The following is a 23,468-nucleotide window of genomic DNA, read 5'->3' on the forward strand; positions in this document are numbered from 1 at the left end:
CCACGAGGCGAACGGCTGTCGGCTTCCCGGCCATCTCAGGTCACGTGTTCCTCTCGAGTTGGCCCGGCGAGTGTTGTCGTGTCACGGCCACAGAGCTGGAGGCCGCCGTCGGGCCAGCGACCCGTGGATCGACGGCTACCGGGTAGTAGGAGCCCGTCGGGTGTCCTGACACGCCTCTAGGCCGTCGGCGGAAGCGGTCTGGTCTCGGCCGCGGAGCCCGCTGTTCGTCATCGGCCGCGCTCGACGCCTCGCCAGCCGGGGTGGTCAGCGCACCGCCCTGGGCCGGCTGCGCTTGCCGCAGTCCGGCGATCGAGAGGCCAAGCCCAACCATGCCAACGAAGAGGCCCAAGACGCTGGCCAGCTTGTCGGCCTGGTCGAGACCGAGTACCACGAAGAAGACTCCGAGCCCGATCAGGCCGAGACTGCCGACGATGACGGCTGGTAGCTTCCAGCGCCTGCCCACCCACACATCGTGGCGCAAGCCGTTCACCCGACCAAGGCCTCGAGCGATATTCCGCGTCGGCTGGACGATGGCTACCGACTGCGCCAGCGTCCCGGTAATCCCGTGCCGAGGCCGACGCCAATCTCCTCACCGAGGTCGAACGAGAGCGTTACAGGTTCCACGACCTGGTGCGGCTGTACGCGGTGGAACGTGCCGAGATCGCGGAGGCGGCGACCGGGAATGCCGCTTCGCCCCTGGCAGGAAGGGGTATCCGTGCCGACCTGGCGGGAATTCGGCCGGGTCCGGTCCGGCCGATCCGGCGTCGGTAACCCGGTCCGCCGATCGTGGGAATCCCGGCGAACATCCTCACAGCTCCGCGTCATCCTGCTATCCCGGTACCAGGGAGCTGCGGAGCGGGGGCGTGGTGGTGGTCGAGTTCCGGGTGTTCGGAGGCGTCGAAGCGCGAGCGGGCGGTGTTCGCCTCGATGTGGGCCATGCTCGGCAACGCGGGGTGTTGGGGGTGCTCTTGGTCGAGGCGAACCAAGCGGTGTCCGCCGATCGGCTTCTCGACCGCGTGTGGGGAACGAGTCCTCCCTCCAAAGGCCGTGACACGCTCTACAGCTACCTTTCCCGCCTCCGTGCAACCTTGTCCGCCACCGACGACGTGCGGTTGACCCGTTGTTCCGAGGGCTACCGGCTCACCGTCGACGAACAGTCCGTGGACCTGTACCGGTTCCACCACCTGCTCGCTCAAGCCCACGAGGTGCGGGCCGGATCGAGTGCGCTGGACCTGTTCGACCGTGCGCTGACGTTGTGGCGCGGCGAGCCACTGCCGGAACTCGACACCCCTTGGGCCACCGATCTTCGCGCCACGTTGGGGGAAAGGCGACTGGCCGCCGAAGTCGACCGGGCCGAGGAGGCGCTGCGCCATGGGAGGCGCCGGACGGTTCTGGTCGACCTGACCGACCTGGCCAGGCGAAATCCGCTGGACGAACGCGTCGGCGGCCAGTTCATGCTGGCCCTGTACCGCGACGGGCGCCAGGCCGCCGCGTTGGCGCACTACCAGCACATGCGCGCCCGGCTAGCCGATGATCTCGGTGTCGATCCCGGTCCGCATTTGCAGCGGCTCCATCAGCGGATCCTGGTCGCGGACCCGACCCTGGCCGTGCCGGGCGAAACGCTGGCCCCGGTGCCACGCCAGTTGCCGGCGGCACCGTTGTCGTTCACCGGTCGAGCCGACGAACTCGCCGCGCTGACCCGAGCCTTCGACACAGCGACCACACGGGGTACGACAGGCATCTCGGCGCTGGCCGGCTCTGGAGGGATCGGCAAGACCTGGCTGGCGCTGCACTGGGCTCACCAGAACCTCGACCGCTTCCCCGACGGGCAGATGTTCGTGGACATGTGCGGCTTCGGTCCCGGCGGCCGGCCCCTGTCCTCGGAGGCCGCCGTGCGCGGGTTCCTGGACGCCCTCGGCGTCCACCCCGGCCGGCTCCCGGCCGACCCGCACGCCCAAGCCTCGCGCTACCGCGACCTGGTCGCGAGCAGACGCATGTTGATCGTGTTGGACAACGTGGCCACCACCGACCAGATCGTGCCGCTGCTTCCCGGCACATCCATGTGCACCGTGCTGGTGACGAGTCGTCGGCACCTCACCGGGCTGGTCACCAGACACGGCGCCCACCACATCGCCCTCGACGTGTTGCCCGGTGCCGAAGCACGAACCCTGCTGACCACCGGACTCGGTGCTGCTTGGGCGGAAGCGGAACCCGAGGCGGTGGACGAACTCCTCGCCTGCTGCGGCGGTATCCCGCTGGCGCTGGGCATCGTCATCGGTCACGCTCGGACCCACCCTGGGCCGATGCCGGCCGCGCTGGCTGCGGAACTGCGCAAGTCCGGTCTGGACGCGCTGGGCGACATCGACCCCACCGCCAGCCTGCCGGTCGTGCTGTCCTGGTCCTATCAGACCCTCACCCCTGAACAAAGCAATGCCTTCACCCTGCTCGGCCTCTCTCCGGGCCCGGACATCGACCTCCACGCCGCCGCCTGCCTCACCGGCTTGGCCGTGGACGCGACGAGGAGCGTGCTGCGTGACCTGGAACAGGCGTCACTGCTCACCCATGACGCACGGGGCCGATACCGGATGCACGACCTTATCCGCTCGTACGCCATCACCACTGCCCGCCAGGTGCCCGAACAGGCACGGGAAGCGGCGCTACGCCGCGTCGTGGACTTCTACCTGCACACCGCCCACGCCGCCGATCGCGTCCTGCACCCCAGCCGCGAGCCGATCCGACTCGATCCGCCCGCACCCGGCGTCCACATTCAACCCCCGCACGACGAACCGACCGCGATGGCCTGGTTCGACGCCGAACACGCCTGCCTGCTCGCGGCCCAGCGCACCAACGCGGACCTGCACCGCCACCGGCCCGCGTGGCAACTGGCCTGGGCACTGGCGTCCTTCCACACTCGGCGAGGGCACCTGTCCGACGACTTGGACGTGTGGAAGAACGCGCTCGCCGCCGCCGCGCACCTACCCGATCCCGAACCCCTCGTCGTCGCCCACCTGATGCTCGGCTGCGCCCATGCCGACCTGGGAGGTCACGAGGAGGCCGCCGGACACCTGGACCGAGCGGTCCTCCTGGCAGAACAGCACCACAACGCCACCCTCCAAGGCCAAGCCCACAACATGCTCGCGCGGTGCTGGGAACTGCGTGGAGACCATCGACAAGCCCTGGAACACGCGATTCGGGCACTGGACCTCCTCCGCACCGTCGATCCGGTCAGGGAGGCCGCCGGGCTCAACAACCTGGGTTGGTGCCATGCCCGACTCGGCGAGTACGAAGCTGCTCGTGCGCACTGCAGGGCAGCTCTGGACCTGCTGCGGCACCGCCGCGAACCCACTGTCGAGGCGAACACCCTCGACAGCCTGGGCTACATCGACCACCACACCGGTCGCCACCGCGACGCCATCGAGCACTACGCACAGGCGCTCGCCCTCTACCGCGAATCGGGCGACGACTACCACTGCGCCAACACTCTCGACAGACTCGGCCAGCCCTACGCGGCGATCGGTGAGGTCGAACGGGCTCATACGGTGTGGCTGGAGGCGTTGGAGTCCTACCAACGGCAGGATCGCGCCGACGAGGCCGAACGAGTGCGGCAACAGCTCGAGGACCTCAGGATGGCCAGGCACACGTGATCGGCCGACCCGGCGGGATATCCCGCCGGGCGAGTTCCTTGCCTCGGGCACCGGGTGTGGCTGGGCCGGGCACTGCCTGCCAACCGGTCCTCGCGGGTGGCTCTTCGAAACGAACCACCCACGAGAGTTGCGGTGCGCTTACCAGCGGTACCGCCAGTAAGCGGCGTTCTGGGCGGTGACCACCGGTGACGCGCCGTTCACCAGCGGATGCCACTTCTTGTCCGCGTAGTTCCAGTAGCGGACGGAGAAGGACCCTGACGTGATCCTGTGGATCCGAGGGGCGGTTCACCGGGCCTTCCCGGTTCTTGATGAAGATCACGTAGTGCCCGGCCGGCATGGTCGTCGCCGACCATGCCGGCACGATCAGATCGATGTCGGCGCCGACCAAGGTCCAGTCAGTACCGATCGTGGACTGGGGGGTTGGGTGGGCTTCCATCCCGGAACTCGCTGAGCACCGAATGATCGAACCCAGGCTCGGTCAACTCCATCCCCAACGCGTACTTCCAGTCGATCCGGCATGCCACCGCGCGAGCCGCCTGCCGATCGGTGAGGTTCTCCGCGTACTGCAGCACCGACACCAGCGCCAACCGGGCCGGCGCCACCCCACGACGGCCATCCACCGGAAACCAGTCGACGAAGTCGTTGTCGACAAACAGATCCTGCAACCGGTCTCGCATCACCATCGCAGGCGTGCCCTTCGGGCTCGCCGCCCACGCAACCCGCGCGGTCTCCACCGGAACAACAGAACCCGAACCGCGACCCATCGACATCCCGCAATTCCAGCACCGAGACGCTCACCACCCCGGCAGCGACGCGCCCAAACGGTCAACCAGCCAAGATCACCAACAGCGTCCGGAACCGTGCCAGAACCAGTTTTTTCACGCGTCGTCGACAACGATTCGCGCCGTCTGAGCATGCCTGCAGGTGCGAAGGGGCGATGACCGGTCCAGTGAAGTCGATGCGGCCCGGCATCCGCACGGACTTCCCTGCGTGCGTCCTTCCGGTGCACGTCGATCGGCTGACCACCTGTCGCCGGCGGGGGCGTCAGTCAGCCCTTTCCAACCTCATCCGGCGTTGAGGTGGAGTGCGAGGACGGCTCTGGTCAGGTCGGTCATGCGGGTGGTGGAGCAGTGGAGTCTGCGCCGTAGTCGCCAGATCTTGAGGGTGGAGACGGCTCGTTCGCCGAGGGCGCGGATGCGGGCGTGGGAGCGGTTGACCGCCTGCTGTCCTGGTGGGAGGTTGTGCCATTTTCCGCGATAGGGAACGCGGACCGGGCCGCTGGCGCCTCGGTAGGCCTTGTCCGCCCGGCACGGGATGTCCGCTGCGGTGAGGGCGTCGATGATGCCGTGGATGCGGGCCGCGGTCAGGTCGTGGGTCGAGCCGGGCAATGCGGGCGAGGTCCACAGCAGTCGTCCGGCCGGATCGGCGAGGATTTGGACGTTCATGCCGTGTCGCTTGTGTTTTCCCGAGTAGTACGGCCGGTCGGCGGCGATGCGGTCAATGGGCAGCAGGGTGCCTTCGAGGATGACATAGGCCTTGTGCGAGGCGACTTTCACCGCGTCGGCCAGGTCCGGTGCCAGTGCGGCCAGGAGTTCGACCGCCTCGTGGATGTAGCGGCAGACGGTGGACAGGCCGACGCCGAACCCGGCGGCCAGGCGGGTGTAGGTGTCGCCGCAGCGCAGATTGGCCGGCACGAGCAGTGCTTGGCGGCCGGGGTCGAGTCTGCGCCACCTGCTGCCGATCCGGCGTCGGTGCGCGGTCAACTCTCGGGCGAGGAACTGCAGGTGTGAACTGGACAGGTCGATCGCGGATGGGTAGACAAGCACTCGAAGCTCCTGGCGATGGCCTTGCTCTTGGTCGAGAAGTCATCTACCAGGAGCTTCGCCACGTCTCCACCACGGCCGCAGCCCACCACGCCAGGTTGGAAAGGGCTCAGTACCGGGTTGCTCGTCGCGAACATGCCGCACCTTCCAGAACTCGACGGCTTCGTCGATGTGGCTGATCAGAGGTTCAAGGTCCCGCGCAAGGTTTCCCGAAGGCGGCAGGCCCACCCTGGTCGCTTCGGAAGTCGAATCCAAGTATGTGGGTTCGTGAGGGAGGATTCCATGATCCGACGAAGTCGTAGACGGCCGACCTCGCTGTTGGCCTCGATCCTTGTCCTCGGAGCCATGCTGATAACTGCGGTCCCCGCGCGCGCCGCGGCTCCGGTGCGCACGGACGGCGCTGACAAAACGGTGTTGTTCATCCACGGTTACGCCGGACCGACGGGCGAGGGGTACAACTGCCGTGGCTACTGGGATGCCGCGATGGACGCGATGAAATCGTGGGGTTGGACAGGCTCGTTCGAGACGGTCCGTCTCTACCGTGGTGACACCGACTGCACGCTCAACGTGAGTGACGGGGACAAAAAAGTGGGGATCGAGGAACTCGGCAAGCGACTCGCCTGGACGGTTCACAACGAGTTCTCTCGCCGGGGGCAGTCAGTCGACGTCATCGCCCATTCGATGGGCGGACTGGTCGTCCGTGCTGCGCTGACCGGCGTGCAGCGCCGACTATCAGGATGGCCGCCGTACCTCTACATCGAGGACGTCGCGACTCTCGGTACGCCGCATGCTGGCACCGTGCCGGCCTTCGGCTGCGGTGACAGGCAGTGTGTGGACATGCGACCCGGGTCGGAATTCCTGGGATGGGCTGCCGAAAACCCTCAGTCGGCACAGGGGACCGACTGGACGTTGATCGCGTCCGGTTCGGACGATGTCATCCGTCCGCGGGAATCAGCGCTCATCATGGAGGCTGGCCATTGGGTTCTGTTCGCGTCCCCGCCGAATCCGCCACTGATCGACCATGATGCCCTCCGCAATACGACCGGAGGGGATCCCTGGCTGATTCAGTATCGGAACTACTACGAAGGCCGGGTGATCAGAAGCGGACAGGGCGTGTCGCCGATTCGTACCGCCAAGAACGCGATCTACTGGTGGTGGAAGTGGTGACGTAGTATTCACTTTTCCAATCGAGAGGGGTGTCCGTCGGGTCGAACCCAGACCTGGCGGACGCACTCCGACTCGCGTGAGGTGCGTTGGTATCGGTGCGGATCCTGGCGGCATCCACGTTCCCCCACCGATGCGAGGTCGCGGCGGGTACCACGCCATGGTTCTCGACAGGGGCCAAGACCTCCGTCAGCGTGCCGGATCGCTTTCTCGTGGAGCACACCGACTGGATGCGGACGAGTTCCTGCACGACGAAGAGACCGGCCATGCCGAGCAGCGTGCTGGGGGCGGACTTACCGGTCGTCAGGGACCGAGGCGTGACGGGGAAGTCTCGTCCACGCTATCGGCGATGACCGTCCGGGTACGTCGCCCCAGGTTGCGCGATCGGAGCGGCACTTGTGTCATCGAGCCTGTCGAGTTGCTGTCGGACGAGTCGGGCGGCGGTGTCACGCCCTTGTTTCCGGTACAAGTCCACGGCTTCCTGCCAGGCGGTTCGCGCCTCGTCGTACTGCTTCAGGGCGACGTGGGGGTGGCCGAGGTTGTCGAGGGTGACGGCGGCTTCGGTGGCGTCGCCGAGTGATCGGACCAGGGCGAGTGCTTCCCGGTAGTGGTGGATTGCCAGGTCGTGGTGACCGGTGTGGTGTTCGATGTAGCCCAGGCTGTCCAAGGTGCTCGCCTCGCCTTCGGATTGGTGGCCTTGTCGGTCATGTTGCCGGTAGAGGGCGAGGGCCGCTTGGCAGTGGTCGCGGGCGGTGCCGTAGTCGCCCAACCGAGCTGAGTAGTAACCAACCTGGTTGAGAGCACGGGCTTCCCACGCCGGTTGGCCGAAGGTGCGGTACAGGTCCAGGGCGTGCTGGGCATGCGTCAGCGCCTGCTCGTCGTCCAGTTGCTCCCATGCCCACGTGAGAAAGTTGTGGATGAGGGCTTACGGGGTGGTGTCGTCGTGGAGTTCGGCCAGAGTGAGGGCCTGGCCGAGGTGCTCGATGCCTTGGTCGTGCCGCCCCAACCGGACCTGGGCGCGGCCGAGGAACTGGTGGGTGCGGATGCGGGTCGTGTGATCGGGCAGATGGTCGGCGGCGGCGGCGACCTGCCACACGGCCAGTTCGTCGTGGTGATGCCCTTGGCGTCGATGGAAGGTGTGCAGGGTCCAGGCCAAATTCCACACGGCCCGGTAGCGGTGGTGGTCGACGGCGGCGCGTTGAGCGGCCAGCAGGTGGGAGTGGTGTGCGTCCAGCCAGGCCATCGCGGACGGATAGTCGGACAGTTGCCGAGGGTGGGTGCCGGGAGCAGGTGGATCGAGCCGGATCGGCGGGCGGTCGTGCTGTAGGCACCGGTCGGCGCTGTAGGCGGTGTGCAGGTAGAAGTCCACTACCCGGTCGAGAGCCGAGCGCCGGACGGATCGAGCGAGTGTGGTGTGGGCCTGCGCAGCGGCGTAGGCGCGGACCAAGTCGTGCATAGAGTATCCGCCACGGGGGTGCGGCCGATCAGGGACGCGTCGGACAGCGCTCGCAGCAGGACGCGTGTTTCCCCCATCGGCAGGCTCATGAGACTGGTGGCCGCGGGTAGGCTGATATCGGGGCGCGGTCAGTTCCCCGGCGAGGAACCGGAGATGCGAACTGGACAGGTCGATCGCGGATGGGTAGACAAGCACTCGAAGCTCCTGGCGATGGCCTTGCTCTTGGTCGAGAAGCCATCTACCAGGAGCTTCGCCATGTCTCCAGCCCGCCACCATCAGGTTGGAAAAGGCTCAATGTCAACAGTGTCGAATCCGGGGTGCAGGACTGTCCTGTGAACGATGAGCTGTGGACGATCGAACAGCTCCCGGAGCAGGTTGCCGCGCTGCCGGCCGAGAACTACGACGGGCGGCGCAATGGCCGCGTGCGGGAGCTGCCGAACGGGCGTGCCAGTCCACTTGCCGGCGCCCGCCTCATCGCGAACCAGTGTCAACCTGCTGTCGCCGAGTGCCTCCTCGACCCGGAGGTTGGTGTCCAGGGCTCGACCGAGTTCGCGCCAGTCGAAGGCCGGCGCGTGCGAGGAGCGCGTTCGGCGTCGCTGGTCACTGTCAGACTCAGAGAGGCCACGCGAGCGTGGTCCTCGGCTCGTAGGTCTAGGTGCGGTGGTGATGCCGACGACCTCCAGCCGGTCGTACGAGCGGGCGACGCGGTCCAGGTACCGGACGCGGAACTCGTCGTCCCGCAGATCCCCTGGCGGAGAAGACATCTGCGGCAACCGGGAGAGGATCCGGTCGATACCTTCCAACGCTGTCCGCAGGCGTTCCAGCACCTTCACCGCGATCGCGGCGTCGAACTCCGGCAACTCCTTGACCAAGTGGACCAAGACGACACACGTGCGCTCTATAGCGCTGTGTCGTAAAGACGACATCCCCGCTCGGACAGCCCAGCCCGTTCCTCCGGCTGCTGCCCACGCACTTCTGCGGCCAGCGCACGTGGATTGAGGTCAACGGCGCACAGCGCGCTGTCCGACAGATCGGCTCCTCGAGCGCATCCGACACAGCGTCCAGCGCCGCTTGGAGCTCGTTCTCCGGCAGGTCGTACGCGACACGGGCAGGTTCCGGCTCCAGACCTCGTGCTACGTCGTTTTCGATCCGCAGTAACGAGTCGAGCACATTACTTTCCTGTCTGCGGACTGGAAAACTGCCCGAATCAATCGGCTCGGGTCGCGGCCCCGCCTGGTGTCCGGGGACGCTCGCCGGCTGTGGCACGGGCAAGGCGTTCGGCAGGGAAATCCGGGGACGGCAGCCCGCGACACGCCCCCGACGGGCCCTGACGTCCCGACCGGCGGTTTCTGCGCGGACTTGACCTCGAGCGCCACGCGTCCACTCCCTCAGCTTCTGGGATCGTGCACCCACACCAGGAGGGCCACGATGAGGAGGAACCACTGGGCGATGGTCAGCCACCAAGGCGGACCGATGATGTTCAGGGTGATCGTTCCGACGGCTGTCATCGCGAGTGGCGGGCGCATGTCATGCGCGAGCATCTGGTTCCTTCCGCTGTGGGCGTTCGGTCCTCGTCATCAGATGTCGGCGATCGCCTCGTGACAGGGCGGAGACCGTGGGCGAACCGTGCGCGTCCTCGCCCATCTCCTCGGCGATGCGCATGGCCTCCTCGATCAGCGTCTCCACGATCTGGTGCTCGGGAACGGTCTTGACGACCTTGCCCTTGACGAAGATCTGGCCCTTGCCGTTGCCCGACGCGACACCCAGGTCCGCCTCGCGCGCCTCACCCGGCCCGTTCACCACGCAGCCCATCACGGCGACCCGCAGCGGCACCTCCATGCCCTCCAGACCGGCCGTGACCTGCTCGGCGAGCGTGTACACGTCCACCTGGGCCCGCCCGCAGGACGGGCAGGACACGATCTCCAGCTTGCGCGGGCGCAGGTTGAGCGACTGGAGGATCTGGTGGCCGACCTTGACCTCCTCCACCGGCGGCGCGGACAGCGAGACGCGGATCGTGTCGGCCGGCCGCCCTGCAACAGGTTGACCTGGAAGGTGAGGTCCCGGTCCACGAGGTCGCCCAGCAGGGTCCGCAGGTGGCCGAGCGCGATCGTGCTGCCGAGCATGATGTCGAGGGCGAACCGCGCGGCCTGCTTCTTGGACACGAAATCGGTGAGCAGGTCGGCGAGTATGTCGACCATCGCGTCTTCGAAGACGTCCACCATGGACAGTTCCGGGGCGAGGTTCCGCACGGAGCCCTCCACGTTGGCGAAGGACTTGCCCAACAGGGAGATGTGCGGACTGGTGTGGATCCCGCGCCGGGTCGAGTACATCAGGATTCTGCTCAGCACCACCCCGAAGTTGAGTTCGTCGAGCGAAGCGGCGACGACTTTGGGGATGAGCATGGACATGTCGGCGGAGAAGCCGTTGATGTCCGCGCGCGTTGTCGCGTGCCCCATCTCCATCCACCCCCGCGCGGTCGCCTCCGAGTCGTTCTGCGCGACGCTCAGCAGGAGCAGGATCAGCTTCGTGCCGAGGTTGCGGTCGATCCGGCCGACCATGCCCCAGTCGATGATGTTCGCCTTCTCACCGGGGTGCACGAAGATGTTGCCCGGATGCGGGTCGGCGTGGAACACGTGGTCGGAGAAGTAGCCCTGGTACATGAAGGACAGCAGGTCGCGACCGATCTTCTTGCGCTCTTTCATGGAGAACGCGCGGGGGTCCACGCTGCCGATGGAAGCGCCGGGCGCCAGGGTCTGCACCAGCACCCGGGGCGTCGCCTCGATCACCTTGGGGACAGTCAGGTGTTTGAAGTCCTTCACCGCGCGGCGGGCGTCGACCATGTTCTGCGCCTCCAGCGTGAAGTCCAACTCCGGCTCCATGCCGTTGAAGATCACCTGGAGCATCGCGTCCACGTCGATCAACTCGTTGAACTTCGGCGCCAGCCTGCCGACCAGGCGTGCGACCCGCCGCATTTTCTTCATGTCCCCCAGCACCGACGACCGGATGCGCGGGCGCTGGATCTTGACGACGGCGGGACTGCCGTCGACGAGGGTGACCCGGTACACTTGGGCGAGCGATGCGGAGCCGAGCGGGCTGACCACGTCGATCGACCGGAAGCGGACCCGCCACGCGGGCAGTTCCCGGTCGAGGATGTCCGCGAACTCGGCGAACGGGCTCACCTCGACGCTGTCGTGCAAGTTCTCCAGTTCTTCGATCATCACGTCCGAGACGATGTCCGGCCGGGTGGCGAGGATCTGCCCCAGCTTGATGTAGAACGGCCCCAGCCTCTCCAGCGCCACGCGCACCCGGTGCGCTCGTTGCCTGGCCCTGACGAGCGAGGGTTCCCCGGGTCGGGAGAAGTCGGCGTCCGCCGCCGAGCGGAACACCGAATCGGCGGCGATGTGGGCCGCCACGTCGACCAGCAACCGTGATCGCCGGGTTCCCTTCGACCGACCGCGATTCGCCGGACTGCCATCCGGGCCGACTAGGTTCTCCTGTGGGATCAGCAAAGGCGCATCACTCCGTCAATTCTCGCTCGCGGACACAGAGAGTGTGACGTCGACCTCGTCTGCGGGCATGATGAGCAAAGCAACGGCCATGGTCGTTCGGCGATGGCTTGCGGCCGCCGACGTGGTGAAGGTGTTGAACATCGGCGCCCAAGGCCGTGACCGCCACTCAAGTGTTCTGGCGGGTCGACCGTTGATCGGCCCGGTGAGCCGGCAGCGGGTAAGGGTGGAGGGCGCGCTGTCGTGAGCGCAGGGAATTTCCATGGCTTCGGGGTCCGGGGTCAGCCCGGCGGTCACCGCGTCGTGGTCCTTGCGCAGGCCGTGAACGAAGCTGTGCAGGACGGGCAGGTCGTCGGCCAGGACCGCGTCGATCCAGACATCAAGGTCCTCGCCCCGACGGCGGGTGACGATCGCGGCGAACTCCCGCACCCGTTGGACGAGCATGGTCATGGACGGGCAGCTCGCGGTCAGGTCGTCGAGGTGGCGGCGGTGATGCTCGGGCAGGCTTTCCTGCTTGCTCGCCAGCCAGATGAGGCGTCGCGGTGAGGCGGGATGCGCTCGGGAGCGTCGCGGCCTTGCTTGAGGTACCGGACCAGCAGGGAGGCGCTGCCGAGGTAGCCCCGACTGCTCGGGCGAGGCGACCCGGGCGTAGCGCTTGACGGTGTTGAGCGCGATGCCCAGGCGCCGTGCGCACTCCAGCAGCCCGACCCTTTGGGAAGCAGGTCCTGGACCGCGGCGTGCCGCCGCAGGGTCCGCTCCTCCGCGACCTTGGTGCGTCGTTGCGGGCCGACGTACCGGCACGTGCTGTGCGCGGTCACGGTCTTCTCCACCGCCGCGACCAGGTTGTTCCATATGTGCCACCGGTCACCGACCCGGATCGCGTCCGGTGCGCCTTGGCGGACGGCTTCGGCGTAGGTGGCCGACCCGTCCCGACAGACCATGTCCACGCCGGGATGCTCCCGCAGCCAGGCGGTCAGGGTCGCAGCCCTGCGATCGGGCAGGGCGTACACCAACCGCAGCAGCGTGCCGCGCCCCGGCCGGCAGGCCGAGACCGGCGGCCAGACGCGCTCCGGCTCTGCCCGCCAACGCCAGACCGATGCGCTCCAAAGCCCTACGGGACAACGGTGTGCGGCGGGCATGACAGACGGTCAGACCGTCGACCTGCTCGGCGAACGTCCCCGCCGGACAGCGCCGGTCGTCGCAGAAGAACCGTCGCACCCGCAATCGCAGCACCACCGGGCGACCTGCCACCGCAACATCGTCCAGCTTGCGGTCATAGCGGCTGTGGACCCGGCCCGACCGGGCACCGCAGGGCGGACAGGGCGCGGTCCCTGCTCTCGTGCACGCCCAGATCCGCACACCCGCGGAGGTCCGCTCGACCCGCTCGACCACCACACCGGCAAGGTGCGGCAGCAGGACGTCCAGCCAACAGCGGCTACATGAGCGGACACTGCCGCAGTGTCAGCGTGCAGGCGTGAAGATCGTCGACGGCCCGAGGATCGTGTCGAAACCGGCGAGCCACTACGTGGGTATCCGTGTCGTCACACCGTTTCGAGGCATGTTCGCCGCCCGCGACAATGCTGATGGACGAGCTCTACACCTGGCTCGACGGGCGGAGCGTGCCGGACATCGGTCCTGCCTTCTTCCGGCTGCACGTGATCGATATGGACGGCCCGATGAACGTTGAGGTCGGTGCCGTGACCCAATAGGCGCTCGAGGGCGACGATCGTGTCCGCGCGGGCGTCCTGGCGGCGGGTCGGTACGCCGCCTCCCCTACGCCAACCATGCACGTCGTGCGAACCGCACACTGCTCGAATGGTTGCGAGGCAACGGGATCAGGCTCGACAGGTGGGACGAGCCCGTCGGCGACCACTTCACGTGCCGGTACGAGGCCTACCTCACCGACCCGCGATCCGAGCGCATGAAGGGTGGGTGGCGCGTCGAGCTCGACATCCTCCTCGCCGACGACAGCGCCTGAGCAGCCTGCCACCCTCCTCCCGGCTATGAAAGACGTTGCGCAACGCCCTGTCCGAGGCATGAGCGGATGCCCGCTACGTGGCCGGGTCGGGGTGCAGGACCATCGCGAACGTCGTCCGCCGGCGGCCGCCCGTCCGTGCCCTCAGTGGGTGTAGCAGGTCGGTGATCGTGGCGGCGAGGCGGCGCGACTCGGCCGGGGTGACCCAGACCGGGATCTGTTGGTACACGAGGCCGTCGCGGGTGGGTTCGGCGCCGGTGCTCCGCAGGTACTGCTCGAACCCGGCGACCAGCGCGCCGACGAACGCGGCGAAGTAGCGCTGGTGGTCGGCGGAGGAGGCGGCGGCGAAGGCGTGGGGGCCGAGGGCGACCGCGGACTCCACCACCGTGTACGTGCGCTGCGTGCCGCCGCGCACCCGCTCCTCGCGTGTCACCCGCAGCACCCCCGCGTCCACCAGGCGCCCGACGTGGCGGTAGAGCGACGCCTGCGGGATGTCCCCGAGTTCGGCGCCGAGCTGTCGCGCGGTCAGCTCGCGGTCCATGAGCGCGTGCACGATGCGCAATCGGACCGGATGCAGCACGGTTTCCACGATTCCGGCGCCGGGTCGCGCCGGGTCGGCATTGATTGTCACGATCGAGAATGTTAGCTTGAGCCTGATTATTCTCAGATGTGAGAACGAACGAAGGGTGGATCGTTGCGGGAGCAGACTGTCGAGATCCCGGCCCCGGAAGTGCTGTTGGCCGGCGTGCTCACCCGGCCCGACGGGGACGGCCGCCACCCGGCCGCGTTGCTCGTCAACGGCTCCGGGCCGATCGACCGCGACTCCGCCATGCGCGGGATCGCGCTGGGACTGGGCCCGGCGCTCGCGGTGGCACTGGCCGACCACGGCTGTGCCCTGCTGCGGTACGACAAGCGGGGTGTGGGCGCCTCGGGCGGCGACTACCTGGGCACCGGCTTCCACGACGAGTGCGGCGACGCCGCAGCCGCCCTCGCCGCGCTGCGTGCCCACCCCGCGGTGGATCCGGAGCGGGTCTTCGTCGTCGGGCACTCGACCGGAGCGGTGGTGGCGGCCAACCTCGTTCGGGCCGCTCCGCCACCCGCCGGGTATGTGCTGCTCGCGGGTGCCGCGCAGCCTGGCGAACGAGTGATGGCCTGGCAGAGCGACCGGATCGCGACCACGCTGCCACGGCTGCTGCGGCCGTTCGGCCCGGTACTGGCGCGCCGTCAGGCCCGCGAGCGGGACCGGGTCCGCGGATCCACCGCCGACCGGCACGACCGGATGCCGCGCTCGCGGCTCACCGACCGGTGGCTGCGCGAGTACATGGCCCACGACCCGGCCCCGGACCTGGCCGCCATCGACCGGCCGGTGCTGGCGATCACCGGCAGCAAGGACATCCAGGTCGACCCGGCCGACGTGGCGCGCATCGGCCGGCTCGTGACCGGCCCGTTCGACGGCGAGGTGCCGACCGACCTCACCCACCTGCTACGCCGCGACCCCGGGCCGCCGGGACTGTGGCGGTACCGGGGACAGCTCACCAGGCCGATGGACGGCTGGGTCACCGAGCGCATCGCGGCGTGGGCACGGACCCGTCTCGCGAACTGAACACCCCGCGAGCCCTCCATGCCCGTACCCGTCTCACGACACCCGCCACAACACGACCGCTGGACGGCGCTGCTGGGCCGGGCCACTGCTCACAACGACGAGCCTGGCGCACTGAACAGCGCCGGGTCCTGGCCGAACATCCGCTCGTCGGCAGAAGCGGACGTTCACGGTTGCGGTCGGTCCACGGCGTTGTGGAGGTTCGACTTGCAGGGAAGTCGCCGGTCTCATCGGTGGCGGAGGGCCGCGGTTTATGGCGGCGGCGAAGTCAATCCACCGTTTGACGGTGCGCGTCGAGCGATGTCGCGTGCGATGTGCTGGGCGAGTCGAGCTGCGGGGGCGTACGGGTGTCCGTTGAAGTCGAGGTATCCGTCGTTGGTGGGTTCCGGCGATGGGGTGTGTTGGTCCTTGTCGATGCAGCGGCGCAGTGGGGTGTTGGTGTCGGTGAGGCGGGTGAGGGTGGGCCAGAGGTAGTGGTGGCGGTAGACGATGAGTGCCGTGGTGGGTTCGGCAGGGCGGTGGTAGGCGTCCTGCCAGGCGGCGAGCAGCGCGGTGAGATCTTCAACCGCACGCGGGTGCTGGTGCCAGCAGGGCGGAATGTGGTGTGGGTTGGTGAGTTCTTCACGGGTGTTGAGCTGGTGGACGAAGTGGTCGAGTTGGTGCCAGAGGGTGGGGGCGCGGTCGGTGTCGAGGTGGGCCCAGGACCAGCCGCCTGGTTGGGTGCGGTCGATGGTGGGGCGGAGGGTTTCGAGTGCGTCGACGAGGTGTTCGACGGTGTCGGTGAGTCGGAGGTGGTGGGTGCGGAGTTCGGCGAGGGCTCGGGCCAGGTCTGCCGGGTTGGGGTTGGTCATGGCGAGGTGCGGCCCATTCGCTGTTCCGCCTGCTGCTTGAGTGCCTCCAGGCGAGGGGCGTCGGGGCTTTCGAACCAGGCGTCGAGGTGGACGAGGGTGGCGGGGGTGTTGCGGTAGAGCAGGAGGGCCTGGCCGTCGGGCAGCGTGCGGAGCTGGTCGACCCGGAGGGCTTTTTCCCAGGTGTAGCTGGTGGATCGGGTGCGTCGGAATTCGCCGGTGCTGGCGCTGGTCTGGAGTGCTTGGGTGTCGCCGACGAGGCGGGAGAGGTCGTCGAGGGTGTCGGCTTCGGCGACGCCGCCGAGGATGAGTCGGGTGGTGACGGAGTTCCAGATTTCTCTGGTTTGGTCTTTGCCCCAGCGGCGTTGGAGTTGGCCGAGTCCTTGGCAGGCGAGGATCATGTGGATGCCGCGTCCGCCGGAGTCGGAGACGAGTTGGCCGAGGTTTTCCGGTGCTGCGACGTTGCCGATTTCGTCCCAGGGGCAGCGTAGGGGTGGGTCGAGGCGTCCGTCGGGGTAGTGGGTGGCGAGGCGTTTGGCTTGGTGGTGGACGTGGAGTGCGAGGGCTGAGGCGAGTGGTCCGGCGGAGCCGATGCCGCCTTCGCTGATGATGTAGAGGGTTCCGCGTGATCGTAGGAAGTTGCCGACGTCGAATTCCTGGCCGGCGCGTGGTGAGCAGGCGTCGAGGAGTCCTGGCGAGTTGAGCGGGTCGAGGACGAGGTTGAGGGTTTGGGCGATTCCGCCGAGCATTTCGCCGGCGGTGTTGGTGGTGAGGTCGCGCAGGGTGTGGGCCCAGTGGGCGCTGGTGGGGGATTGGCGGAGGATGGCGGTGGGTTCGTCGTCGGTCCAGCGGGATGCCCAGGAGAGTATGTCGCGCATGGTCTTTCCGCTGAGGGCGGCGGCGTGGAGCCAGGAGCGGAGGACGCGGGCCGCGGAGTCGGTGAAGAAGCCCGCGTGGGTGGTGCCGTCCATGGGTCTGGCGGCGACGAGTTCACGGGCTCGGCGGATGGCCTCGTCCGGGTCGTGGCAGCCTTTGACGGGGTTCCAGCGCATCGGTTCCGGCCAGCCTGTGACGTTCTCGGGGTCGAAGACGTGGATCGGGCCGGTGCCTTCTCGGATCCCGACGGTGGCGGCGAGGACGTCGCCTTTGGTGGAGGTGGTGACGACGGGGCCGGGGGCGTCGAGGACGCGGGGGATGATGCGTCGGTTGGTTTTGCCCTGTCGGGTGCCGACCATGACGAGTTCGGCGTCTTCGTGCTGCCCGTAGAGGTCGATGTGGTGGTGGACCGACCGGCCCATGTGGACGGCGATCTCGGACATCGGCCGGTGGCGGAGTTCGCCGGTGAGTGAGGGGCGTGCGCGCCGGGCTCGTGTGCGTGCGGCCCCGGCTCCGAGGGTTCGGCGCAGTTGATGTTTGTCGGCGAGGGTGTTTCCTCGCCTGTTCCGACGCCCGGCGATCGCTGCCAGAGCGGTGGTGGTGGCGAGCACCGGGAGTTCGACCAGGCTGGTGACGGTCCACCAGAGCGCGGGGTGCGAATCGGGATGACCGAAGGCGTGTCCGGGGTGGGCGGGGTCGCGGAGGAGGGTGGCGGTGGCGCGGGCCCAGCCGGTGGAGCGCCAGGTCCAGCCGTGGCCGTCGACCAGGGCGGTGAGCGCGCCGCCGGTTGCCAATCCGGTCAGCATTCCGATGAAGAGCACGACCAGGACCAGAACCACGGCGAGCGCGAGGAGCTGGTCGTCGCCGTGGGGATCGCGGCGGGTGGTCACGGCGCGCCCGTCTTGTGCGCGGTGTCGCGCATCGTCTGGTCGGTGTCGATCAGTGCCCATTCGCGGCCGCCGCGCAGGACCGTGTGGTCGACGAGGTAGGGGGAGTCGTTGATCTTCCACAGTGCGGTGCCTTGTTCGAGGAGGGTGAGCAGGGAGGTTTGGGTGTCGTCGAGGTGGAGTTCGGTGGCGGTGGTGGCGAGTTGGTCGGAGCGTTGGCGGTAGAGGACGCGGGTTCCGCAGTCTGCGAGTAGGGCGCGGCCGTAGTACTGGGATTCGGGGGTGCCGCCGAGGAGGTCGGTGATGCGGTGGCAGAGCAGGAGGGTGGCGTTGCCGGTGGCGCGGGAGACTTTTTGGCCTGCGTTGGTGCGGGCCATGAGGGCGGGGAAGCGGGTGAGGCGCCAGGCTTCGTCGTAGACGGTGTAGCGGTGGCCGGGGCGGTGGGCGAAGGCCAGTTCGATGACGGACTGGGTGGTGGCCATGACCAGGGCGACGGCGGTGTCGCTGGTTTTGACGCGGCTGATGTCGATCACCGTGGCGGTGTCGCGCCAGTCGAGCTGGTTGTCGGGGCGGGGGTCGTCCAGGAGGCCTGACAGGCTGCCGCGGGTCAGGGCGCGGATGGCCAGGCCGATTTCGTGGGTGCGGTCGCGCAGGGTCGTCTGGTCGAGGTGGTGGTGTTCGGCCATCTCCTGGGTGGGGTTGAGGAGCAGGTCGACCAGTAGCCCGAGGTGGATGGGGCGTAGCCGGGTGAGGTCGCCGTCCGCGTCCCGCCGGCGGGTGGCGGTGGTGAGGGCGGTTTCCAGGGCGGTGCGTTCGTCCATGGACAGCGGGCGCTGGTCGGGGAGCAGGGTGCGGATCAGGGCGGCGAGCAGTTCCTCCCAGTGGGAGCGGACGATGGGCCACCACAGTTCGTCGGTGAGGTTGTCGGGTTTGGGTGGGAGGGCCAGGGCGTTGAGGCGGTCGGTCATGCCCGGTCCGAGGCGTAGTACCCGGCCGCCGAGGGCGTCGACTACGGGGACCCATTCGCCGCGGATGTCGCCGGGTACGGCGAAGCGGCGGCCGAAGGCGACTCCGCGGACGCAGAGTGATTTGGCGAGGGCGGATTTGCCGCTGCCGATGACGCCGGCGATGAAGATGCCGGCGTCGTGGAGCAGGCCGTGGGAGTAGAGCCGCCAGGGGTCGAAGCAGAACGGGCTGCCGGAGAACCGTTCCTGCCCGATGTAGGTGCCCACCGGCGGCAGTCCGGCTCCTGCCAGCCAGGGCAGGACGCCGCGTAGTTGGGCGGTGGATTCGATGTGGGCGGGTAGCCGCATCCGGTGTGCGATCCGGCCTGCGCGTCGTCCTGCGGGGCCGAGCCACGGGCGCGGCACCCAGCCGGGCAGTGTTCCACCGACCTGTTCCGTCCGATGGCGGGTCCGGAGGCCTCGGGCGAGGGGGAGTGCGGCGGCCCAGAAACCCTGGTCCTGTTCCCAGTGCAGGACGTGGGGTTCCACTGTGGATTCGTTGAGGGCTGCTTCGGCGGCGCCTGCTTCGACTTCGAGTTCTTCGGGTGTGGTGGCGGTGACGGAGACGAAGCCGAGGAAGCGGAAGTGGGCGAAGCCTTCGACGAGTTCGGCTTCGCGGCGGTGCAGGTCTTCGGCTTCGCGGCGGTCGGAGCGTGTGGTGCGGCGGTCGATGCGGCGGTTCATGGTTTCGCGGGCGTCGTCGGCTCCGGCTTCGACGTCGATCCTGGTTTGGGCTTTGCGGGCGGGGATCGGTTCGAGTACGAGGGACAGGGTGCGGCGGGAGGTGAGGCGGAGCAGGAAGGGTTCGAGGAAGCCGACCGGGACGCCCGTGTCGGCGCGGGGCCATTCGGCGATCCACCAGGTGCGGTGGACGGCGGAGTCGGTGGCGTAGTGGGTGCGGGCGGCGTGGGTGGCCATCGGGTGGCAGGAGGTGGGGTCGACGCCGGAGGGTGTGCCGGGGTCTCCGCCGGCCTGGTCGCCGTGGCCGCCGCCGCGTCGGTCGAGCATGGCGGTGGCGGCGGGGTCGAACGCGGTGCGGACGAGGTAGGCCAGGCCGCGTGGAGGTAGCCAGCCGCGCACGGTGATCCCGGCGGCCCGCAGGCCGCGTTCGACCCTGGTGATCTCGGCGAACAGCACGGAAGCCGCGCCGTCGCCGTCGCCGCCGGCGGCTTTGACGCGTGCGGTGGCGCGTCGTGGGTCGAGTTTGAGGATCAGGAACGATTCGTGGCGTTGTCCGGCGCGGCTGTGCGTGCCGATGAGTTCCTCGTAGGCGGCTGCGGCGAAGGGGTTGGTGTGTTCGCCGCGGACGTTCCACTCGCGGCGGATGGGGTCGCCGGACTCGGGGATGACCCGCTGGAGGATCTGCACGCGGGAGAGTGGGCTGTCGGAGCGGCACAGTGAGTTGAGCACCGCGCCGAACCCGACCACGCGGTGGGCTTGTTCGGCGGTGTCGAGGAGGGCGAAGGTGTCCGCGCCGATCTCCAGTGCCGCGACCATGCTGCCGTCGAGGGTGTCGGTGACGACGCCGAGGTCACGGTCGCGGTCTTCGCCGACCTGGTAGGCGTGCAACCGCAGCCGCGACAGGTCACCGGGTAGTTTCGGGCCGTCGGGCGCGGTCTCGTCGCGGGCGAGGCGGAACGGGCCGCCCCGGTAGTCGTGCTGGCCGGTCGTCCGGGTGACCAGCCTCCCGAGCAGGATCGGCGCGAAGTCCACCAGCGGCCGTCCGAACACCGGTAGCAGGGCCACCGCGACCAAAAGTCCCGCCACGACTAGCGGGACGGCCTTGAGCACGCCGGCGGTGTTCAGCCCGGCGACGGCGGTGAACAGGGCGGCCACCAGGCACACGAGTTGGGCGGGTGTCTTGCCCCACAGGACACCGTCGCTGCGGCGCTTGGAGAAACGAACACGAATCGCGGTCACCACCGACCCCCTCCCGTTGCCGGCCCGGACAGGCCGTTTCCGTGCTTCTGCGTGCCCGGTACGGGCGAACGCTCGGCTCCCGTGGGCGACGGGAGGTAGGGCAGGTGATCGGGGTAGGGGCTGTCGTCGGCGCCGCCCGAGGTCACGCCGTCCATCGCCACCTGGCCCGCCACCGCGCCCACCGCCCCGGCGATCGCGGCGCCGGTCAGCACCGACCGCATCCCCGACGTATGGCTGCTCGTCGCGGACCGGTGAACCTGCTCAGCGCCACCCGGTCGGCCCGTGGACGGGTTGCGGGGCGGCGTGGAGATCGTCACGTTGCCGGAGGACGACGAACGGGGCCCGGCGGCGTGCCCGGCCGGGAGTTGCCTGACGCCGGCACGGCCGTCGGGTAGGGCGGTGGACGAGGTGGTCGACCGGAGCGCGGTGGCGGCGGTCGATCCGCGACCGGCGACCATGGCCAGTGCGGCGGCGGTGGTCATCGCCAGCGACCCGCGCGCCGAACCGCCACCATGGCCGCCGTCGAGCGGGAACCACTTCACCACGACGAACGGCGCGACCGCCGTCACGCCGAGCGTGCCGACGCCGAGCAGGAGGTCACCGAGGCCGCGGCCCTGGCCGATCCAGGTCTCGCCGAGCCGGAACACGATCACGGTCAACGGTTTGGCGATGATGCACGCCCACAGCACGGACAGACCTTTGCGTGACCACTTCCGGGTGCCCCTGGGGCCCGCGCCGCCGGCGAGCTGCAACACCATCAACGCGACCGCCAGCACGATCGCGCCCTTGCGGAACACCAACAGCAGGTAGGCGATCCCGGAGGCGAACGCGCCGAGCAGGCACACCACCATCACGAACAGCCAGCCGGTGGCGTTCGCCCCGCCCGAGGTGGCCAGCGTGTACATCAGCGAGAAGAACCGCGCGTACACGACCTCCGACGTCCCGGCCGTCGCCCCGGCGAACCAGTCCGCGACCCGGTCGGACACGAACACCGCCAACGCGACCAGCGTCAACCCCACGCCGAGCCCGAACGCCCACCGCACGAGCCTGAGCGCGCCCTCGGCGAGTTCCCGGGTCCGCATCCGCAACGCCGCGATCACCGCGTTGACCAGGAACAGCAGCAACACCAGGTAGGCGCTGACCGTGCCGATCGCGCCCAGCACCGAACGCAGCCCCGGATCGTCGAAATCCACCGACGTCGGATGCCGCAACGCCCCCAGCGTGAGCTCCAGGCCGGTGAGCATCGCCCGCGCGGCGGCCTCCGCCAGGCACTTGTCGAACTCGGTGGCGCAGTCCATCGCGCCCCACAGCTTCCCGCCCGCCTGCACCGCCGTCGCCCCGACGCACAACGCGCCCATCGTGAGCACGTTCGCCGGTACCGAGCACAGCGCCTCGACGCTGTCGCCGACCTTGCCCCAGTCCACCACCGACTCCGCGGCCCCGGTCGCCGAGCCGATCGGGACACCGTCCGCGACCACCCGCCCGGCCAGGTTCAGCTCCGCCGCCGTCATCCCTGGCGGGAAGGCGCGGCGGGCAAGGTAGGAGTTGAGCACCGCGCAGGTCCGGTCGATCACCCGCCGGTCGGTGCCCTGCGAACTCGCCGTCGTGAGCGCGTCGCCGAGCTTGTCACGGGGGATCGCGGCACAGTCGATGGTGCCCTCCGCCGCACGCGGCCACCACTGCATCGCCATGCACCCGTCGCGGGCGCCCACGCACGAGCCCACGGCGGTGCGCACCTGGTCGATGCGGCGCTCGTTCTGCTCCTCGGTCCAGTGATAGGCGGGTGACAGCGGCGGTCGGGCCAGGCAGAACCGCCACGTCGCCCGCTGCGGCGAGAGTTCCCTGCGGTGGTTGACGACGAACGTGCACCGCAGCTCGGCGTCGTCGCGCAGGATCGCCTGATCCCCGCCGCACACCGCATCAGCCGGGACCTGTGCCGAGGGCCACGGGCAGCTCGGCGCGAGATACCACCACCGCCCGTCCGCGACCGTCACCCGCGGATACTCCCGATCCGCGATCCGCACCATCCCGATCCCGGCCGTCGGCTGCGGCGCACCGGCCTGCGCGACGGCGGGCGCGGCGAACACGAACAGGGACACCAGCACGAGCATCGCGGCGGACCCCGACCGCGCGACCGTGTCAGCAGCGGACATAGGGCACCGCCGAGAACCCCGAGCTGATCCGGAGGAACGCCGACGCCTTGTGCACCGCCGTACCGGGCAGCGTGGTCGCCTCGGGAGGGGACGACGGCACCCACCGCCCGTCACGCCACACCACCCAGAACGTCCACATCGCGTTCACGACCTCGCCCGCGCCCACCGCGGTGTCCGCGGAGCGGAGCCAGTAGCCGTCGACCGACACCCGCGCCCGGTCACCGTCACGGGCCTCGACCTTGACCGCCGTCGCACCGAACAACGCGTGCCGGTACAACGGGTTCTCCTGCTCCGCCCACCCGGCGAACCCGTCCGCGACCTCCGGCGCGGCACCGAGACCGCGGGCCGCCTCCCTCGCCGCCTGGCCGCCGTCGACCCGCCGGGACACCAGCACCGCCAACTGGGCCGCGGCGGTCGCCGCCAGCGCCTGCTCACCCCGTTCACACCCCACGTCACGGGCCGGCCGCACGTCCGAAACCGTGTCGACGCTGCTCGTCCGTCCGATCAGGACACCGCCGGCGAACACCGCCACCGCCGCGCCGGACACCGCGAAAACCCTGGCCGCAGGCCGGAAACCCCGCCGGTTGATGTAGTCGACCATCGGTACACCAC

The 23,468-nt window shown here is 69.0% G+C and carries 20 protein-coding genes and 3 pseudogenes; 5 read left to right on the forward strand and 18 right to left on the reverse strand.

Going from position 1 to position 23,468, the window contains the following annotated elements; translation table 11 throughout:
• Positions 1-929 precede the first annotated feature (929 nt).
• The gene (locus ACQPZF_RS10445) at positions 930-3,644 is read left to right on the forward strand and encodes a BTAD domain-containing putative transcriptional regulator (RefSeq protein ID WP_433274520.1); all 2,715 of its coding nucleotides are present in this window, start codon (positions 930-932) and stop codon (positions 3,642-3,644) included.
• A 395-nt stretch (positions 3,645-4,039) separates the two neighbouring features.
• On the opposite strand, the gene ACQPZF_RS10450 is transcribed toward ACQPZF_RS10445, so the two are convergent.
• Together ACQPZF_RS10450 and ACQPZF_RS10455 are read right to left on the reverse strand one after the other, a co-directional pair.
• Positions 4,040-4,378: a transposase gene (locus ACQPZF_RS10450; protein WP_433270674.1), complete on the reverse strand. Its 339-nt coding sequence runs from the start codon at positions 4,376-4,378 to the stop codon at positions 4,040-4,042.
• A 330-nt stretch (positions 4,379-4,708) separates the two neighbouring features.
• On the reverse strand, positions 4,709-5,470 hold the full coding sequence (locus ACQPZF_RS10455; protein WP_433270676.1) for a transposase family protein: 762 nt from the start codon (positions 5,468-5,470) through the stop codon (positions 4,709-4,711).
• Positions 5,471-5,749: 279 nt separating this feature from the next.
• On the opposite strand from ACQPZF_RS10455, the gene ACQPZF_RS10460 reads away from it, so the two are divergent.
• Positions 5,750-6,634, forward strand: coding sequence for an esterase/lipase family protein (locus ACQPZF_RS10460; protein ID WP_433270677.1), 885 nt, complete (start codon positions 5,750-5,752; stop codon positions 6,632-6,634).
• Positions 6,635-6,971: 337 nt separating this feature from the next.
• On the opposite strand, the gene ACQPZF_RS10465 is transcribed toward ACQPZF_RS10460, so the two are convergent.
• The 10 genes and pseudogenes from ACQPZF_RS10465 to ACQPZF_RS10510 all read right to left on the reverse strand — a co-directional run.
• On the reverse strand, positions 6,972-7,550 hold the full coding sequence (locus tag ACQPZF_RS10465; protein ID WP_433274522.1) for a tetratricopeptide repeat protein: 579 nt from the start codon (positions 7,548-7,550) through the stop codon (positions 6,972-6,974).
• A 6-nt stretch (positions 7,551-7,556) separates the two neighbouring features.
• The gene (locus ACQPZF_RS10470) at positions 7,557-8,087 is read right to left on the reverse strand and encodes a hypothetical protein (RefSeq protein WP_433270679.1); all 531 of its coding nucleotides are present in this window, start codon (positions 8,085-8,087) and stop codon (positions 7,557-7,559) included.
• Positions 8,088-8,362: 275 nt separating this feature from the next.
• A complete protein-coding gene (locus ACQPZF_RS10475; protein ID WP_433270681.1) occupies positions 8,363-8,959 on the reverse strand; it encodes a hypothetical protein in 597 nt (198 codons plus the stop codon).
• A 26-nt stretch (positions 8,960-8,985) separates the two neighbouring features.
• Positions 8,986-9,117 (reverse strand): hypothetical protein, encoded by a 132-nt coding sequence (locus ACQPZF_RS10480; RefSeq protein WP_433274524.1) that lies wholly within the window; start codon positions 9,115-9,117, stop codon positions 8,986-8,988.
• A gap of 358 nt (positions 9,118-9,475) precedes the next feature.
• Positions 9,476-9,628 carry a hypothetical protein gene (locus tag ACQPZF_RS10485; RefSeq protein ID WP_433270683.1) on the reverse strand — a complete coding sequence of 51 codons (153 nt, stop codon included), beginning with the start codon at positions 9,626-9,628 and terminating at the stop codon, positions 9,476-9,478.
• A gap of 67 nt (positions 9,629-9,695) precedes the next feature.
• Positions 9,696-10,106, reverse strand: a pseudogene (locus ACQPZF_RS10490) (flavodoxin-dependent (E)-4-hydroxy-3-methylbut-2-enyl-diphosphate synthase); the annotation flags it as partial.
• A gap of 467 nt (positions 10,107-10,573) precedes the next feature.
• Positions 10,574-11,305, reverse strand: a pseudogene (locus ACQPZF_RS10495) (AarF/ABC1/UbiB kinase family protein); the annotation flags it as partial.
• Between the two features lie 306 nt (positions 11,306-11,611).
• Positions 11,612-12,043: a hypothetical protein gene (locus ACQPZF_RS10500; protein WP_433270685.1), complete on the reverse strand. Its 432-nt coding sequence runs from the start codon at positions 12,041-12,043 to the stop codon at positions 11,612-11,614.
• A 17-nt stretch (positions 12,044-12,060) separates the two neighbouring features.
• Positions 12,061-12,603 carry a transposase gene (locus ACQPZF_RS10505; protein ID WP_433274526.1) on the reverse strand — a complete coding sequence of 181 codons (543 nt, stop codon included), beginning with the start codon at positions 12,601-12,603 and terminating at the stop codon, positions 12,061-12,063.
• Between the two features lie 196 nt (positions 12,604-12,799).
• Positions 12,800-12,988, reverse strand: a pseudogene (locus tag ACQPZF_RS10510) (transposase family protein); the annotation flags it as partial.
• A gap of 188 nt (positions 12,989-13,176) precedes the next feature.
• On the opposite strand from ACQPZF_RS10510, the gene ACQPZF_RS10515 reads away from it, so the two are divergent.
• Positions 13,177-13,302, forward strand: coding sequence for a hypothetical protein (locus ACQPZF_RS10515; protein ID WP_433270687.1), 126 nt, complete (start codon positions 13,177-13,179; stop codon positions 13,300-13,302).
• A 110-nt stretch (positions 13,303-13,412) separates the two neighbouring features.
• A complete protein-coding gene (locus tag ACQPZF_RS10520) occupies positions 13,413-13,571 on the forward strand; it encodes a hypothetical protein (RefSeq protein WP_433270689.1) in 159 nt (52 codons plus the stop codon).
• Between the two features lie 73 nt (positions 13,572-13,644).
• Here the strand turns inward: ACQPZF_RS10520 and ACQPZF_RS10525 are convergent, their stop codons facing one another.
• Complete coding sequence (locus tag ACQPZF_RS10525; RefSeq protein ID WP_433270690.1) at positions 13,645-14,199, reverse strand: helix-turn-helix domain-containing protein; 555 nt, start codon at positions 14,197-14,199, stop codon at positions 13,645-13,647.
• Positions 14,200-14,262: 63 nt separating this feature from the next.
• Here ACQPZF_RS10525 and ACQPZF_RS10530 point away from each other — a divergent pair, with 63 nt between their 5' ends.
• Positions 14,263-15,171, forward strand: a complete 909-nt coding sequence (locus ACQPZF_RS10530) for an alpha/beta hydrolase family protein (protein WP_433270692.1) — start codon at positions 14,263-14,265, stop codon at positions 15,169-15,171.
• Positions 15,172-15,419: 248 nt separating this feature from the next.
• Here the strand turns inward: ACQPZF_RS10530 and ACQPZF_RS10535 are convergent, their stop codons facing one another.
• The 5 genes from ACQPZF_RS10535 to ACQPZF_RS10555 are packed head-to-tail and all read right to left on the reverse strand — an operon-like array spanning position 15,420 to position 23,457.
• Positions 15,420-16,019 (reverse strand): DUF4913 domain-containing protein, encoded by a 600-nt coding sequence (locus ACQPZF_RS10535; protein WP_433270694.1) that lies wholly within the window; start codon positions 16,017-16,019, stop codon positions 15,420-15,422.
• Entirely contained in the window at positions 16,016-17,782 is a 1,767-nt protein-coding gene (locus tag ACQPZF_RS10540) for a type IV secretory system conjugative DNA transfer family protein (RefSeq protein ID WP_433270696.1), read from the reverse strand. Before ACQPZF_RS10540 ends, ACQPZF_RS10535 begins: the two co-directional genes overlap by 4 nt.
• The gene (locus ACQPZF_RS10545) at positions 17,779-20,703 is read right to left on the reverse strand and encodes an SCO6880 family protein (protein WP_433270698.1); all 2,925 of its coding nucleotides are present in this window, start codon (positions 20,701-20,703) and stop codon (positions 17,779-17,781) included. Before ACQPZF_RS10545 ends, ACQPZF_RS10540 begins: the two co-directional genes overlap by 4 nt.
• The gene (locus tag ACQPZF_RS10550; protein ID WP_433270700.1) at positions 20,700-22,856 is read right to left on the reverse strand and encodes a hypothetical protein; all 2,157 of its coding nucleotides are present in this window, start codon (positions 22,854-22,856) and stop codon (positions 20,700-20,702) included. Before ACQPZF_RS10550 ends, ACQPZF_RS10545 begins: the two co-directional genes overlap by 4 nt.
• Positions 22,843-23,457, reverse strand: coding sequence for a hypothetical protein (locus ACQPZF_RS10555; protein WP_433270702.1), 615 nt, complete (start codon positions 23,455-23,457; stop codon positions 22,843-22,845). Before ACQPZF_RS10555 ends, ACQPZF_RS10550 begins: the two co-directional genes overlap by 14 nt.
• Positions 23,458-23,468: the final 11 nt, after the last annotated feature.

Source organism: Actinosynnema sp. CS-041913, from assembly GCF_050942485.1.
GTDB lineage: Bacteria > Actinomycetota > Actinomycetes > Mycobacteriales > Pseudonocardiaceae > Actinosynnema.